A 14,096-nucleotide genomic window follows, 5' to 3' on the forward strand; every position below is an offset into this window, starting at 1 on the left:
CCTCTCAACTGCACGGTTCGGCCCGGAGTTAACCGTCGAACGGCTGCGGCCCCACCGCGATCGCCGCGTTGCGACACGGTCACGGATGGATACCTATCGGTTCGTCACTGGTCACATATGCCCCGTGGATCACTATCGTCACATGAGCCAACTAAGGACCGGCGTCCTACCCCTCGAAAGGTTTTACATGTCGGCGTTTCTGCGAAGTGTGTCGCTCACGATGGCGTCGGCGGCCGCTGTCGGATTCGTCCTCGTGATCGGGCCCGCGCCAACGGCAAACGCCACACCGTGTGGGGCGCCCGAGGCGAACGTCGATCCTCCCGCGCCGCCGGTGGCCATGCCCGCGCCGCAGCCGGTCGTCCAGCCGCCGACCGGGCGCCGGCCCACGCACACGAACGACCAGGCGCCGCTGCCTCGGCTGGGTCCGCTGATCTCGTCACTGCTCAAGCCGACCGCTCCAGGCCGGCAGTACTCCGCACCGGTGCATCCGCGAGCCGAAGGGCCCGGCGCCGACCCGGCCGCGCCGATGTACCCGCAAGCCGAGGTGCTGCCGCCAGGACCCAATCCGCCCGCGCCCGGGGTTCCCGCGCTGCCGCCGAATGCCAACCAGCTGCGTCCCAACGCCGCGCCGATGCCGCAGCCGCAGCCGCAGCCCGAGCCCGGCCCGCCGCCCCCTTCGATCGCCGGGGCGCCGACGTCACTGGTTGACTGGGTAACCGGACCGAACGGTCCGAACAAGACCCTGCAACGCTTCAGCATCTCCGGCACCGACCTCGGGATCGCCTGGGACAACGGCGATCCCGCCAACCGTCAGGTACTGATGGCCTTCGGTGACACGTTCGGCTATTGCAAGGTGCACGGCCAGCAGTGGCGCTATAACACCTTGTTCCGCAGCAACGACCACGACCTGTCCAAGGGCATTCACATCGCCGACGGTGTGCCCAACGACCGGTATTCGGGGTCGCCCGTGTGGGCGCCCGGGCTGTCCAAGCAGGTCGTCAACACCATCCACAAGGCGGCGCACGAGACGGGAATCATCCCGACCGCGGCGATGTCCATGGGCCGCACGCAGTACATGAGCTACATGTCGATCCGCCAGTGGGGCCGCGACGGCGAGTGGTCGACCAACTACTCGGCGATCGCCAGGTCCAACGACAACGGCCAGAACTGGGGGATCTTCCCGACCACCATCCGCACGGCCTCACCGGACGCCATTCCGGGAGCCGGGTTTACGCCGGGCAATGAGAACTTCCAGATGGGCGCCTTCCTGAAGGGGAACGACGGCTACCTCTACCAATTCGGCACCCCGTCGGGACGTGGCGGCGCGGCGTTTCTGTCCCGCGTCCCACCGAACCAACTGCCCGACCTGACCAAGTACCAGTACTGGAACGGCGACAACGGCGGCCATTGGGTCGCGAACAATCCCGGCGCGGCGACGCCGATCTTCCCCGGGCCGGTTGGCGAAATGTCGGCGCAATACAACAGTTATCTCAAGCAGTACCTGGTGCTCTACACCGACGGCGGCAGCAACGACGTGGTGGCAAGGACCGCGCCGACGCCGCAAGGCCCCTGGAGTCCCGAGCAACCGCTGGTGTCCTCCTTCCAGATGCCCGGCGGCATCTACGCGCCGATGATCCATCCCTGGTCGTCGGGACGAGACCTGTACTTCAACCTGTCGTTGTGGTCGGCATACGACGTGATGCTGATGCACACCGTGCTGCCGTAAAGCGTTGCCACCGAACAACGATGGCCGAGTGAGAGGAGGGCGACGATGATCGCCTTGGAGTATCACGACAATTGTTGCGGCCTGGCCGACCCGCTCACTCCTCTCGCGGCGGCGGCCCTACCCGACGGCGTGCCCAGTTCGTCGGCGGGCGCGGCGTCGAGGGGCGACAGTGTCGGCGGCGCGCAGACCCACACGGTGTTCGACGGTCACCGGCCGGATTTCTGGACGGTGGGCAGGCCGGGCCTGCGGGACATCGAGGTGTGCATCGAAGGGGCCCGCGCCGACGGCGCGATCAGTCTCGGTCTGGTGGTCAACGGCCTGGACTGCAGTGGTCTTCCGATCGACCAGGCGCTTTCGCTCGCAGACGCCCGGGGGGATGCGGGCGTCTGCGGCGTTAGCTGCCGGGGAGGCGGACACCTCAAAGCCAGTTAGCAAACGGCGCAAGGCTTTTCCGCGAGGCCGTCGTCGCCGATCTGTGTCAGGGGGTCTCGGTCACGGCGGCGGCGGAATCCACCGCTTGCCGTCCGTGGTCCACCCGCAGGGCAGATAGTTCCAATGTGCCGGCGGATTGGGGTCGAAACTCAGGCACTTCGGTGCGTAGAACGAAGGGGCGGGCGGGGGAGGCGGCGCCGGTTGATTCTCGGCGCTGGCGGTAGCCCCGCTGAGCAGCACGGCCCCAGCGGCCATCAGTGTCGCGACTAGCTTCCGCATCGCAGGCTCGGCAGGTCTTATGTCCCGACGAAGCGACGGGCGCTACGTTTCTTCCCTCACACGCACGCTATGGATGGTAGTCCTCTTCTCCGGCTTTCGCGCGCAACTCGAGTGGTGACTGCCGACCAATTGGCGGCGACGGGGCCGGCCGGCCGGCCGGCCAGATGCGCCGCGGCGCCCGGCCCCGGCGCGCCTCCCCGGTGGCGCCCGCGGAGTAGCACGGGACACTAGACGAAGTGGATGAACGCAAGCTGGACACCGCGTCACAACGAAAAGTACGATCGTGTTCTGTTCATCTACTTGTAGAGCGGGGATTTTCTTGCGGCACAAAGCCGTGCAAGCAGGAGCGTTGCAATGAGGTCGCTGGAGGGGAGCTCGCCGTCAGTGTTTGCGGCGAGCGCCTGTGGAATCGCCTTGCGCCGCCTAGGGCACGCCCCGGTGCCGGCCGGTCACCTCACCCGGGGACGGCCCTTCCTCGCCGCGTTCATCGCCGAGCAGACCCGTCAAGACAGCTGGCGCGCAATCGAAGTCATCACGGATACCCATAATTGCCGCGTCGAGTCATACCTGCAGCGTCGACGGCATCGCCCGTGGCGCAGCAGGGGATCCTAACCATTCGAGGTTGACCCTTTCATGTCGTGACCGGCGTTGCGCGACAACGCCGGCGGCGTCGGCTATCACCACGGCCCACGAACTGCCGTAGCCACGTCGCAAGGTTCTCCGAGTTCCCTGCCGGAATTCCTGGTCGCGGACTGTGATTCGTCGAATCGATGTGCGAATCAACAACTTACGTCAGAGCACTCGACCGGCCGCTCGCAGCCCGGTCACGAGCCGGTCGGTATTGCACCCCCGGCACCGAAGCGAATCGGGCTCGCGACGCCGGGCCGCAAATAATTTTCCAATCAGTAAACCGGTACTGCGGCCGGTGCGGGTTTGCCTCGAGGTGCGACCGCCGTACCGCTGAATCAGGTGGGATAACAATGGATTTCGGATTCCTACCGCCGGAAGTCAACTCCGGCAGGATGTACGTCGGCCCCGGCGCCGGCCCGATGCTGGCCGCCGCGGCGGCGTGGGATGGGTTGGCCGTCCAGCTGCACTCCGCGGCGGCGTCGTACGAGTCGGTGATCGCGAGCCTGACCGGTGATTGGCGAGGCCTCTCGTCGGGCATGATGGCGGCGGCGGCAGCGCCGTATGTCGCGTGGATGAGCTTGACCGCCGCCCAAGCCGAGCAGGCCGCCGATCAGGCGCGAGTGGCGGTGGCCGCCTATGAAGCCGCGTTCGCCGCGACCGTGCCGCCGCCGATCGTCGCCGCCAACCGTGCGCGGTTGATGGCGCTGATCGCGACCAACCTCCTCGGTCAAAACACTCCGGCGATCATGGCAACCGAGGCCGAGTACGCCGAGATGTGGGCCCAGGATGCCGCGGCGATGTACGGCTATGCCGGTTCCTCGGCGGCCGCCGCTCAGATGACGCCGTTCACCCAGGCGCCGCAGACCGCCAACCCGGCCGGGACGGCGGCACAAGCCGCTACCGTCGCCAACGCTGCCGGCGGGTCGGTCGTGACCCACACGCAATCGGCTCTGCCGCAACTGATGTCCGTCGTGCCTCAATCACTGCAGAGCCTGACCACGCCTGCTGCTGCTGCTGCCAACCCCCCGTCGCTGCTGTCGGCTCTCGACTCGGCGCTCACGGGTCCACTGGGCCCAGTGTCGCTCTTCGGCATCGGCGGCAGCCCTTATCTGCTGGGCGTCGAAAACTATCTGGTGCCACAAAACGTGGCCAATGTGAACAGTGCCAGGCAGCGGCTGGACCGCGACCGACTCAAGCTGGCCCAGCTCGGCGGCGGGGCCGAGCCGGGCAACCGCGTGGTCGGCTCACCGAGGCCCGGTGGTGCCGAAGTTCCAACGGGGATAGGCCGAGCGGCCATGGTCGGGCGCCTGTCGGTGCCGCAGGGATGGGCCGCCGCCGCCCCGGAAGTTCGGCCGGTCGCCATGGTGTTGCCACAAACCACAGTCGCCGGTGCGCCGGCGGCACTGGCGGCAGAGGGGCAGGGGTCGCTGTTCGGCAATATGGCCGCTTCGGGTCTGGCCGGGCGTGCCGTGGCTGCCGCCGGTGGTGGTTCTACTCGCGGAATGAGCCTCGGGGGCAGCGCATTCGGGCGGGCGGCAACTACCGCCACCATCATCGTCATCAACGCCGACGACGCGCGGGACTAGCTGCCGTCGCCAATATCGAGGAGCAGCAATGGATTTTGGAGCCTTACCCCCGGAGATCAACTCCGCTCGGATGTATGCGGGTCCCGGTTCGGGGCCGATGTTGGCCGCCGCGTCGGCGTGGGATGGCTTGGCCGCTCAGCTGCACTCTGCGGCGGCAGCGTACGACGCGGTGATTTCCAACCTGGCCAGCGGTTGGCAGGGGCCGTCGTCGGCGGCCATGGCGGCCGCGGTTGCACCCTACGTGGAATGGATGAGTCTCACCGCCGCGCAGGCCGAGCAGGCCGCCGCGCGGGCCAGGGCGGCGGTGGCCGCCTACGAGACCGCGTTCACGGCGACGGTGCCCCCGGTGGCGATCGCGGAGAACCGCAGCCGGCTGGCGGCACTGGTGGCGACCAATGTGCTGGGCCACAACGCTGCCGCGATCGCGGCCACGGAGGCGGAGTACGGGCAGATGTGGGCGCAAGACGCCGCGGTGATGTACGGCTACGCCCGATCCTCGGCGACCGCCGCGCAGATGACGCCGTTCGACTCGGCGCCACAAACCACCAATCCCGCCGGAGCGTTCGGTCAATCGGGCGCCGTCGCCCAGGCCGCCGGCGTCGCTCCGGCCAACGCGCAATCCGCCCTGTCGCAGTTGATGTCCTCGACGCCGCGAACCTTGCAAAGCCTGGCAGCGCCGGCTGCATCCCCCGCAGCGGATCCGTCGTCGTTGGCGACATGGCTGAACAACCTGAACTCCACACCGCTGGCGCGGATCGCCGCGAACGTCGAGTTCGTCACCAAAGCCATTCGTCCGGTGAACGACACGTTGCTCAGCCTGAGCTTGGGCCTGGTGGTGACGGCACGGACCTGGAGCGACACGGCGGTCGACCTGGAGGGACCGCTGTTCGCCGCGCTCGGCTCGAGCACGCAGGCGGCCACGACGGCCGGCGCGTCCGCCGTGTCCGCAAGTGTCGGCAGCGCCGGCCTGGCAGGAGCGTTATCCGTACCGCCGAGCTGGGCGGTGGCGAGCCCGGGGATCAAGTTGGCCGCCACCGTGCTGGAGTGCACCAGCGCGGCGGCAGCGCCGACGGTCATGGCGAGCACGAGTGGTTTCGCTGGCGAAATTGCCCTGGCGGCCTTGGCCGGAAGCGCCCTGGGCGGTGCGGTGCCCCGCGGGATCACCGGAACCGCCCTGCGGGAGGTGGGACGCCGGTCGGACGACGACGCCGACACGCCGGACAAGCTGAAGACCGTCCTGGCGGAACTGCAACAGGCGCCCGAGGCGGTTCAGCACTGGCACACCGACAAGGCGCACCTGGAAAGCCTTCTAGACCAGCTGGCCAAGAAACCGGGCGTCCATGCTGTGCACTTGTCCTCTGCCGAGAAGTCCAAGGCCACACCGCCCCGGGCCACCTGGGGGTAGCCGCACGTGGGCTCGGCCTGTGGCGCCGCTAGGCGGCGCGGCGGCGATGCCACGGTGCGTGCGCCGACGCCTTCGTGAGCTGGCCGCGGCCCGCCGGCAGGTGAGACACCGAAGCCAAGGCCTCGTCACCGCTGCGCGGGCGGGCGTCGCGATGAATCCACCAGGCGGCCGTCATACCCACGAAGCCGACCGCCAAGGCCAATACGATTACGACGTCCCCGAAGGCGAGCAACAAGATTGTGCCCGCGATGATCCACAGTGTCTCGGCGATCGGGTAGCGGGCGCCGAAACGTCCTCTGGTGGGGGTCTGCATGTCAGCCTCGCTAGGTGGGGTCACCGTTCGTTGAGTGACTAGGTCTTGCAACACCTGGGCGATCGGAAGGTTGCCCGATCGGGCGACGACGTGACCCAACTCACCACCCGGCTCACGCCGTCGAGGCGCCGGCGCGATTCTGGTTCGCCAACGCGGCAAGGCCTAGCCCGAGAAACAACGCCGCGCCGCCGCCGGTGATGAGGGCACCGGCCGGCGGCAGCGTCTGACGTCGGATGCCGCGCAGGGCCGCGATGACGTCCATGGCGTCGGTGAGCAGCCCAAGTTGTAGTGCGCGGGTGCGCAACCGCGGAGAGGCATTCGTGACGGCGAGGGCCAGCGTCAATTCGCGAGACCCGAACAGCTGGGTGGTGAAGGGCTGCCGCTCGGCGCCGGCCAGCCCAAACAGGCGCGCGGCCTTGGCCGGAGCCGCCCATGCGGTCACGCCGGTGGCGAAGCGCAGCGCGGCGAATGTCGGGATGAGAACGCGGTTCGGTGAGGTGGTCATCCGACCATCCTCGTGCGCCGTGCCGCCGATTCATACCCCTCGCCGGACTGGCCATGACAGTGGCGGCCCGTCACACATATGCGGTGCCCCCGGCAGGATTCGAACCTGCGACACCGGCTTTAGGAGAGCCTGCAGACCCTCCTAGTCATGGCGCCGGAAGGGCATCTGAACTGGCCATTTGATGCTACGTCAGACCAGCCGAAACCACGGCGTGTCGCGGATTCACCGACCAAGCACCGACCACAGATCAGCGTTGGCTTCCGGGCTCAGAAACGAGCGAAGCCCCTCGGCTGCAACCAAGGGGCTCCACGGAGGCAACTATGGAAACCACCGTTTGCGCGCGCAATCGAATCGTACCGCGGGCGAATAATTACGTCATCGATCTGACGATGTCGGACGGTGTCCGATGAGCACATTGCCAACAGGCTGGACTGTCGATACCACAGGATCCCGGGTTTACCTCGAAAGCGTTGACGGCGACGATCCGCCGCTGGAATTTGAGCTGTTTGACGTTGATGCGCTTGCGATCGGTGTGGCTCTGATTCGTTCATCGGAACGCGCACGGGCTGTCCGAGCGGTAAGCGACCTGGCTGAGGAACGCGTCGAGTCCGAGGCCTTGCTCGGCGGGGGGACCGGCCAACAGGGCGAGTGCGCTTCTGCGGAGGGCGGCGACCGTGAAGACTTGACTGTGGAAATCCGCGAACCGACTGACGATCAGTCGGTATCGGCAGTAGAGGCGTGGCTGCCTGGTTGGCATTGGCCAGCGGTGCGGGCAGTGCGGCGCGGCGCAGGATGGCTCGTGCTCGTGGATCCCGTCGTAAGCGCGACGGCCGGCGTAGAGGAAGCCGCCCGCAGTGCTCTCGACGCAATCGACGCAGGCGAAGCCCGCATCTGGGTCAAGATGCTCGCTGCCCTGTACGTGAAGGCGGCGGGGAAATGAGTTTGATGCCGGATGGCTGGTCCGTCGACGTCGACGGCGCCAATATCGTCGTTTCGTTCTCGGACGGCGATCGGGATGGGCGGTGGGTGCTCAGCAGACATGACGCACGCGTGCTGCGGGCCCAATTGCATCTGGCGTACCTGTTGGCTGGGCGGAACCGATGGTCCACGGGAGCCGAGCCTGGCGCTACATCCGAGGAAGTAATTCCGCATGACTGGGCGATCTCGGCGATCGGCGATTCGGTGGAGTTTGTCGTGCCGGTGAGCGCTGTGGACGGGCGTTACATACTGACCCACGCAGAAGCTCTGGCGGCGGGGGTGACGTTAATTCGGGAAGCTGAACGGGCGCGGCACAACCGGATGGAATCCCGCCGACGTGCGATCGAAGAGCTGGCGAGCGAGTCTTTCGCTGGGTTGTATGGCCCCGATTATCTCGAAGATCTACGCAGAGACTGGCCTGACGACGCTGAAGATGAGCGCGGCGGTGCCGAGTGAGTGCGCTGCCGGAGGGGTGGTCGGTGTTCGAGGAGGCCGGCGACGTGATCATTCAGTTGCGACCCGTGGAGTTGTACTCGACGTTCGTGCTTTCACGGGACGATCTGCTGGCCGTGATGGAGCGCCTTGTCGATGCGGTGACTTCAGCTGACGAAGAGGCCGGGCGGGCACTCGTGCGTAGTCGGGGGTCGGTGGACGTCGAGCACGTAATCGAAGGGTGGACTCTTTCTGTCGAGAGAGGAACCGTAATCCTCGACGTGGCTCCGCGAAATCTGGGCGGACACTATGTATTGAGCCTTGAGCAAGCGTCGAGACTCTGGCGAAGTCTCGCGGCTGCGTACTGGCTTGCTGATGACCAGATTCAAGAGATGCTCTGGCAGGCGTTAATCGCGGATGACGATTCATCTGAGGACAGTCTGTGATGATCATCGACGCAGATTCAGGTGAAGAACGCGTCAGGGGTGGCGCGGCGGTCCGGAGCGCTTGCGCGGAGGACCAGAGCGTCGGCGGCGCGAGCGGAGCGAGCGCTCTTGGTAGTCCTCAGAGTTATTGCTTCACAAAGGGAGTCGAGGGTGGTGGCACGGAGTCGACCGAACGCCGCCGCGTTCGGTGGTCGGCCCGCGCGATGCTATGGCAAGCGTCATCCTTGAAAGCCGTACGCTGCTGCGGGCGCATGCTGCATAACGACGCAGTCCGCGATCCCGACGATGGTCAAAGTGTCCTAATCCGCAGACGTGAAGTCGACGGTCGAATGGTCGCTAGCTATCAAGGATTGATGACTTGTGGCTCGGTGTGGTCGTGTCCGCGTTGTTCTGCAGTAATTGCCCACATGCGTGCAGAAGAGATCGGGGCCGCGGTTCGCGAGTGCCACCGCCAGGGCGGCAAGGTCTACATGTTGACGTTGACCATGCGGCACAAAGCTTCTGATCGTCTAGCAGATTTGTGGGACGCGTTGAGTTCCGGTTGGAGATCGGCGTTCGGCACGCGGGCCTGGACGGGTCAGAAGGCTAGGTCTGCGGAACGTCACGGCAGGCCGGTTGAGGTTATGGCCCGATCCGGAGATGCGGAACTATTCGAAGTCGCTGGCGTTACTCGTGTTGTCGAAGCGACGTACGGGACCCCAGTTCAAGGCGGACACGGTTGGCATCTGCATATTCATGCTTTGGTGTTCTGCGCATCGACGCTCGGGTCGGGGTTGCGGATCGATCTACCAGATTGGATTGGTCCAGGTGAGGATCGAGAATGGTTGGCACGGAACATCTTTGCATCGCGTGTGCATGTCCGGTGGTCGGCCGGCATTAAAAAGGTGGGCTACAGGTCGGCGGGCTCGGTAGCTGTCGACATGAGAGAGGTCGGTGATGGGGGAGCAGAATATCTTGGACGGTATCTCACGAAGGCGACGTATGATGCTGCGACGAGAACGGGAATCGAGGTTGCCGCGGGGCAGGTCTCGAAAGCTGGTCGGCTGGACCGGAACCGCACTCCATTTGAGTTGTTGGCAGACCTCGCAACATCGGTAGACGCTCGCGGCTTCGGTGTTCGGACGCCGCGTCACTGGGCAGTGAAGGAAGCGGGCGACGGCGATTGGGCGGTGATCGACCGCGATACCGGCGAGGTGTTGGCCGTAACTCCTCCCGGTGAATGGGCAATCTGGCATGAGTGGGAGCAAGCCTCGAAAGGGCGTCGGCAGATTATGTGGTCGCGCCGTCGACGTGATCCGGCGTCGGTTCGTGAGGAGCTTTGGAACAACCTTCTCGATGTGCGTGGCGCCACGTCTGACCAATCAGACGAAGAGGTTGCAGCTATCGATGTCGAGGGGGAAGTTGTTGGTGAGATTTGCCGTGGCGACTGGTATCGGGTAGTGGTATGGCGACCTGAGCTGGTGACCAGATTGCTGGAGACTGCAGAGGCCGAAGGCAGAGCCGGACTCGCAATGCTCCTTGCCGAAATACGTGGCGTTGCTGCACTGGGGCTTTCACCGCCGCTGGAGGGCGCTGCTGCCTAGCTGTTGCGTTACGACATTGCGGGTTTGTAGGTCACTTCTGGAACTGCGTGCAGCTCGGCACGAGAATGTTCTCCTCGTCGAGGCTGACGACGCCATGGAACGTCGGTCACCGTCACTTTGCTTCGCCTTCTCGTCCAGAATGAGAGGGTGGTGCCTAGGGAAGAGGTCGGTTCGGTAGTTACTGCAGGGCCTTGGACCGCATCGGCGCCTTATAACACTACGAGGCGCTAGCAGAATGATCACTTCCGCAAGGTCGACAGCTAAAAACGGAGAATGCTCATGAAGAAGCTCAAAGTCGAACTCGCTAACTGTCATGGCATCCGCCAGCTGTCAGCGGTGATCTCGTTTGACAAAGGCAATGCATCCGCGATTTATGCCCCGAACGGGCTAATGAAAACCTCGTTCGCGCGGACCTTCGGTGATTTGGCTGCCGGCGAGTCGTCAAGTGACCACCTTTTCCCCGATCGACCTAACGAACGCGTCATCACTGATGACGATGACGTGGCGCTGCGTCCGGAACAGGTGGTCGTGATTGTATCTTACGACGAGGAGATGGGACCAACCGCGGAAACGTCAACTTTGTTGGTCGACAAAGTGCTGCGGGATGAATACGAGGGTCTTGAGCGCAATATTAATCAAGCCAAATCAGATCTTGTGGCTGCCCTCAAAGCAACCGCAGGTACGCGAAAAGATGTAGAACGTACCGTATCGCTTGCGATAATGCGGGATGATGAAAGCTTTTTCCCGGCGCTTATTCGGGTAGAAGAAGAGCTAGTGGATGATCCAGCAAAATATGCCGACGTCCCGTACGATACTATATTTGATGATAAAGTGGTTACGCTGCTACGAACAGACGATTTCCGCAACGCTTTAGCTAAATACATTCAACAGCTTAATGACCTGTTAGACGAATCAGCTTACTTCAGTCGAGAGACGTTTAACTATTACAACGCTGAGACCATCGCGAAGGCTCTAGGAGCGAATGGATTCTTCGATGCCAGCCACTCCGTTGTGCTTAATTCTGGCGATGGTAGCGAGAAGCTTTCCAGTCTCGAGGATCTTACTGCCGTTATTGAGGCCGAAAAATCGCGTATAACTGATGACCCAGCTCTGCGCAAGACTTTCGCGTCATTGGAAAGCAAATTAACCCGCAATGCGGAATGTAGAAAGTTTTTGGCGTACATATCCGAGAACGAGTCGCTCCTTCCAGAGCTTGCAAACATTGATCGGTTCAACGAAAGGGTGTGGAAGTCTTATTTGAAGGTGAACGAACACCACTATAAGTTTGCCGTTGATCGGTATCGCGGCGCGGCAGAACGAAGAAAGGCCATCCGAGCTGCTGCTGAAGAGCAAAGAGGGCAGTGGGAGGATGTCATCGACATGTTCAACGACCGATTCTTCGTACCGTTTACGCTCACGGCAAAGAATCGTACAAGCGTCGTCCTCGGCCTTGAACCGGTAGCTAAGCTCGGATTCGAATTTGAAGACGGAGCTGACCGAGTCGCAGTTGAACGGGAAAGCCTTCTAGAGGTCTTGAGCACTGGTGAAAAGAAGGCTCTATATATACTGAATGTGCTGTTCGAGGTAGAACGCCGCAAGAACTCTTCGGACGAGACGCTTTTCATTGTGGACGACATCGCCGATTCGTTTGATTATAAGAATAAGTACGCGATTATTCAGTATCTGAAGGACATTTCTGAGATCGACAGTTTTCGTTTGATAGTTCTAACTCACAACTTTGATTTCTACCGTACTCTGGAAAGCCGATTTATTCCGCGGAAACAATGTCTGATGGCGCAGAGATCTGAAGAAGGAGTTTCCCTCGTTGACGCGGTGGGTATACGGAATCCCTTCATCAAGATCTTTAAACCTGGCTTTTTCGATGATCCAGTTAAGCGCATTGCCGCGGTGCCATTCATGAGAAATTTGATCGAGTACACGAAGGGGTACGATAACCCCGGGTATGTCCGACTAACTTCTCTTCTTCATTGGAAGCCTGAGACCGCATCGGTTACCCAATCTGATTTAGATGAAGTATTCTGCAGCCTTTTCGGCGGCACGGACGCTTGGCCGGATCCTGCATCGCCCGTAGTTGATATGGTCGAGGAAGAGGCCGACCGCTGTTCCGGGATTGCTGCCAGCATGGATCTAGCGAACAAGATCACATTATCGATTGCTATTCGTCTGGCTGCCGAACGCTACATGATCACGGAGATTGGCGATGATGATTTTGTGAATGGTTTGCAGGCGAACCAGACATCAGGTTTATTCTCCCGATTCAAGAAGGACTTTCCCACGCGAACAGCTATCGTTCGTACTCTCGACGCGGTTGTCTTAATGACTCCAGAGCACATTCATGTCAACTCGTTCATGTACGAGCCGATCCTGGATATGTCTGAGGAGCATTTGAGTCGGTTGCTTAGTGAGGTACGGGCCCTGGCTTAGCGGGCACTGCTTAGACGCCCCCGGCATGCCCGGTTATGCGCCTTTTAAGTGCTGATAGCACGCTGTCCTCATCGGCTTCGTTACCGATCGCCTTTGATGGCGAAATATCTAGGGCAAGGTGGCTCAATGTGGGAGCGTCTGTAGAGCTTGCCTTCATAGGCGCGGTGTTCGGTGATGTCGGCCAGCCAGACGTGGTTGGGGCGCCAGGGCAGTAGTGGAGCCGAGCGGTCCCGCCTATCGTCTTACTGGTCCAGTGGCGCATTACTAACCGCTGCTTAAGTGCGTTCGGGCGTAACATGCTGATCCGCAGGTGGGAGTCAGTGGGTGACGCTGATGAGTAGATAAATGCTGGCGCCTCGTCATAAGTCTCACCATCGGCGCTGGTGGACGCACAGACATTTTCGCGCACCAGATCTACAATTAAGATATATCGAGGGTCATGAACAGAAACCAGATAGAATGTGTCGTTTTTACGCTCATCGGTTTGGCTGCCGGAGTTGGAATTTGGTTCGTTTCTTGCGCCATTTTGTTTCTGCTGGGGTTGTCTTTCTACGCTGTGCACGCCGCTGCGTACTTCGAATTAATCCTCTGGTCGGCCATCGCTCCTGTTATCTATGTTCGAGTCACCCGCCGCAACCCTACGATCGCCAAGTATCGGGTCGCACCGTTTTTGGGCGGGTGGCTGATCATGGTGTTGTACTTCGTGGCCGCGCTCCTGGTGGTGCACCACTAAGTAAGGGGCCCCACGGGGGCAGGCCGTCGAAAACCCCGCTTCAGCATCGCCTGCGACTGCTACTAGCCTCTGCGGCTCCGGGGCCTCCCTCACCCCGGCCACCTATGGTGAGTCCTCCGTCATTGGCGGCTTCACTCCCCACCGGTCCCACTTCCGGCCGCCAAGAATCGAACGTCGGCCCCGCTGTGCGGTTACAGCGGGATGACCTCTAGCAGCGGCGCCAGTCCGTCGAAATCGGGCACGTTACGGGTGGCCAGAGCGGCGCCGTCGCCGAGGGCGATCATCAGATCTTTTCGCCTCTTTCGACCAGGGGTTCAGCCGATGACCGCAACGGTGGCGCACAATTCTCGATAGATGTCGGCTTCGTGCTGAGTGAACGCCACGCCTTCACCGTAGGTTGATCGGTGCTGGACGAGGTCGAGGCGGGCCCGAGCCGCGATGTTGGGATCCGGATGCGTTGTGTCCCAGTCGGCCAGGGTGCGCTCGATACGGTACTGCGGCAGCCCCAACCCATAGTTGTGCCGAGTGGGCAGGTCGCTGATGTCGATCAAAATCCCGGAGTAGTGCCCGATCTGGCCCGTCCATCCTTGCGACAGGAATCGA

General features: G+C 62.6%; 13 protein-coding genes and 1 pseudogene. 10 read left to right on the forward strand and 4 right to left on the reverse strand.

The window, feature by feature from the left end; genetic code table 11:
• Nucleotides 1–187 precede the first annotated feature (187 nt).
• Both A9W96_RS17740 and A9W96_RS17745 read left to right on the forward strand, forming a co-directional pair.
• Nucleotides 188–1,726 (forward strand): DUF4185 domain-containing protein, encoded by a 1,539-nt coding sequence (locus A9W96_RS17740; RefSeq protein ID WP_067141685.1) that lies wholly within the window; start codon nt 188–190, stop codon nt 1,724–1,726.
• Between the two features lie 45 nt (nt 1,727–1,771).
• Nucleotides 1,772–2,158, forward strand: a complete 387-nt coding sequence (locus A9W96_RS17745) for a hypothetical protein (protein WP_067141688.1) — start codon at nt 1,772–1,774, stop codon at nt 2,156–2,158.
• A gap of 60 nt (nt 2,159–2,218) precedes the next feature.
• On the opposite strand, the gene A9W96_RS30555 is transcribed toward A9W96_RS17745, so the two are convergent.
• On the reverse strand, nt 2,219–2,437 hold the full coding sequence (locus A9W96_RS30555; RefSeq protein WP_082972386.1) for a hypothetical protein: 219 nt from the start codon (nt 2,435–2,437) through the stop codon (nt 2,219–2,221).
• Nucleotides 2,438–3,417: 980 nt separating this feature from the next.
• Between A9W96_RS30555 and A9W96_RS17750 the strand changes: the two genes are divergently transcribed.
• Both A9W96_RS17750 and A9W96_RS17755 read left to right on the forward strand, forming a co-directional pair.
• Nucleotides 3,418–4,653 carry a PPE family protein gene (locus A9W96_RS17750; protein WP_067141691.1) on the forward strand — a complete coding sequence of 412 codons (1,236 nt, stop codon included), beginning with the start codon at nt 3,418–3,420 and terminating at the stop codon, nt 4,651–4,653.
• 28 nt (nt 4,654–4,681) lie between these two features.
• Nucleotides 4,682–6,058 carry a PPE family protein gene (locus tag A9W96_RS17755; RefSeq protein WP_067141694.1) on the forward strand — a complete coding sequence of 459 codons (1,377 nt, stop codon included), beginning with the start codon at nt 4,682–4,684 and terminating at the stop codon, nt 6,056–6,058.
• Nucleotides 6,059–6,086: 28 nt separating this feature from the next.
• Here the strand turns inward: A9W96_RS17755 and A9W96_RS17760 are convergent, their stop codons facing one another.
• Together A9W96_RS17760 and A9W96_RS17765 are read right to left on the reverse strand one after the other, a co-directional pair.
• Nucleotides 6,087–6,371 (reverse strand): hypothetical protein, encoded by a 285-nt coding sequence (locus A9W96_RS17760; protein WP_067141698.1) that lies wholly within the window; start codon nt 6,369–6,371, stop codon nt 6,087–6,089.
• Between the two features lie 112 nt (nt 6,372–6,483).
• Entirely contained in the window at nt 6,484–6,876 is a 393-nt protein-coding gene (locus tag A9W96_RS17765) for a hypothetical protein (RefSeq protein WP_067141701.1), read from the reverse strand.
• 406 nt (nt 6,877–7,282) lie between these two features.
• On the opposite strand from A9W96_RS17765, the gene A9W96_RS17770 reads away from it, so the two are divergent.
• From A9W96_RS17770 to A9W96_RS17790, 6 genes are all read left to right on the forward strand, one after another.
• On the forward strand, nt 7,283–7,816 hold the full coding sequence (locus A9W96_RS17770) for a hypothetical protein (protein ID WP_067141704.1): 534 nt from the start codon (nt 7,283–7,285) through the stop codon (nt 7,814–7,816).
• Nucleotides 7,813–8,310 (forward strand): hypothetical protein, encoded by a 498-nt coding sequence (locus A9W96_RS17775; protein ID WP_067141707.1) that lies wholly within the window; start codon nt 7,813–7,815, stop codon nt 8,308–8,310. Before A9W96_RS17770 ends, A9W96_RS17775 begins: the two co-directional genes overlap by 4 nt.
• A 23-nt stretch (nt 8,311–8,333) precedes the next feature.
• A complete protein-coding gene (locus A9W96_RS17780; protein WP_197499553.1) occupies nt 8,334–8,732 on the forward strand; it encodes a hypothetical protein in 399 nt (132 codons plus the stop codon).
• A gap of 407 nt (nt 8,733–9,139) precedes the next feature.
• Nucleotides 9,140–10,315, forward strand: a complete 1,176-nt coding sequence (locus A9W96_RS30565; protein WP_231999722.1) for a hypothetical protein — start codon at nt 9,140–9,142, stop codon at nt 10,313–10,315.
• 279 nt (nt 10,316–10,594) lie between these two features.
• Nucleotides 10,595–12,760: a phage infection protein gene (locus A9W96_RS17785; RefSeq protein ID WP_067141717.1), complete on the forward strand. Its 2,166-nt coding sequence runs from the start codon at nt 10,595–10,597 to the stop codon at nt 12,758–12,760.
• A gap of 439 nt (nt 12,761–13,199) precedes the next feature.
• Nucleotides 13,200–13,493 carry a hypothetical protein gene (locus A9W96_RS17790; RefSeq protein WP_067141713.1) on the forward strand — a complete coding sequence of 98 codons (294 nt, stop codon included), beginning with the start codon at nt 13,200–13,202 and terminating at the stop codon, nt 13,491–13,493.
• A gap of 314 nt (nt 13,494–13,807) precedes the next feature.
• Here the strand turns inward: A9W96_RS17790 and A9W96_RS32245 are convergent.
• Nucleotides 13,808–14,096 (reverse strand): annotated as a pseudogene (locus A9W96_RS32245) (hypothetical protein); the annotation flags it as partial.

Source organism: Mycobacterium sp. 1245852.3 (assembly GCF_001669335.1).
GTDB lineage: Bacteria > Actinomycetota > Actinomycetes > Mycobacteriales > Mycobacteriaceae > Mycobacterium > Mycobacterium europaeum_A.

Excerpts from the sequence above, each read along its gene's own strand:
- A9W96_RS17740 (WP_067141685.1), top strand. The coding sequence starts at position 188 with ATGTCGGCGTTTCTGCGAAGTGTGTCGCTCACGATGGCGTCGGCGGCC.
- A9W96_RS17745 (WP_067141688.1), top strand. The coding sequence starts at position 1,772 with ATGATCGCCTTGGAGTATCACGACAATTGTTGCGGCCTGGCCGACCCG.
- A9W96_RS30555 (WP_082972386.1), bottom strand. The coding sequence starts at position 2,437 with ATGCGGAAGCTAGTCGCGACACTGATGGCCGCTGGGGCCGTGCTGCTC.
- A9W96_RS17750 (WP_067141691.1), top strand. The coding sequence starts at position 3,418 with ATGGATTTCGGATTCCTACCGCCGGAAGTCAACTCCGGCAGGATGTAC.
- A9W96_RS17755 (WP_067141694.1), top strand. The coding sequence starts at position 4,682 with ATGGATTTTGGAGCCTTACCCCCGGAGATCAACTCCGCTCGGATGTAT.
- A9W96_RS17760 (WP_067141698.1), bottom strand. The coding sequence starts at position 6,371 with ATGCAGACCCCCACCAGAGGACGTTTCGGCGCCCGCTACCCGATCGCC.
- A9W96_RS17765 (WP_067141701.1), bottom strand. The coding sequence starts at position 6,876 with ATGACCACCTCACCGAACCGCGTTCTCATCCCGACATTCGCCGCGCTG.
- A9W96_RS17770 (WP_067141704.1), top strand. The coding sequence starts at position 7,283 with ATGAGCACATTGCCAACAGGCTGGACTGTCGATACCACAGGATCCCGG.
- A9W96_RS17775 (WP_067141707.1), top strand. The coding sequence starts at position 7,813 with ATGAGTTTGATGCCGGATGGCTGGTCCGTCGACGTCGACGGCGCCAAT.
- A9W96_RS30565 (WP_231999722.1), top strand. The coding sequence starts at position 9,140 with ATGCGTGCAGAAGAGATCGGGGCCGCGGTTCGCGAGTGCCACCGCCAG.
- A9W96_RS17785 (WP_067141717.1), top strand. The coding sequence starts at position 10,595 with ATGAAGAAGCTCAAAGTCGAACTCGCTAACTGTCATGGCATCCGCCAG.
- A9W96_RS17790 (WP_067141713.1), top strand. The coding sequence starts at position 13,200 with ATGAACAGAAACCAGATAGAATGTGTCGTTTTTACGCTCATCGGTTTG.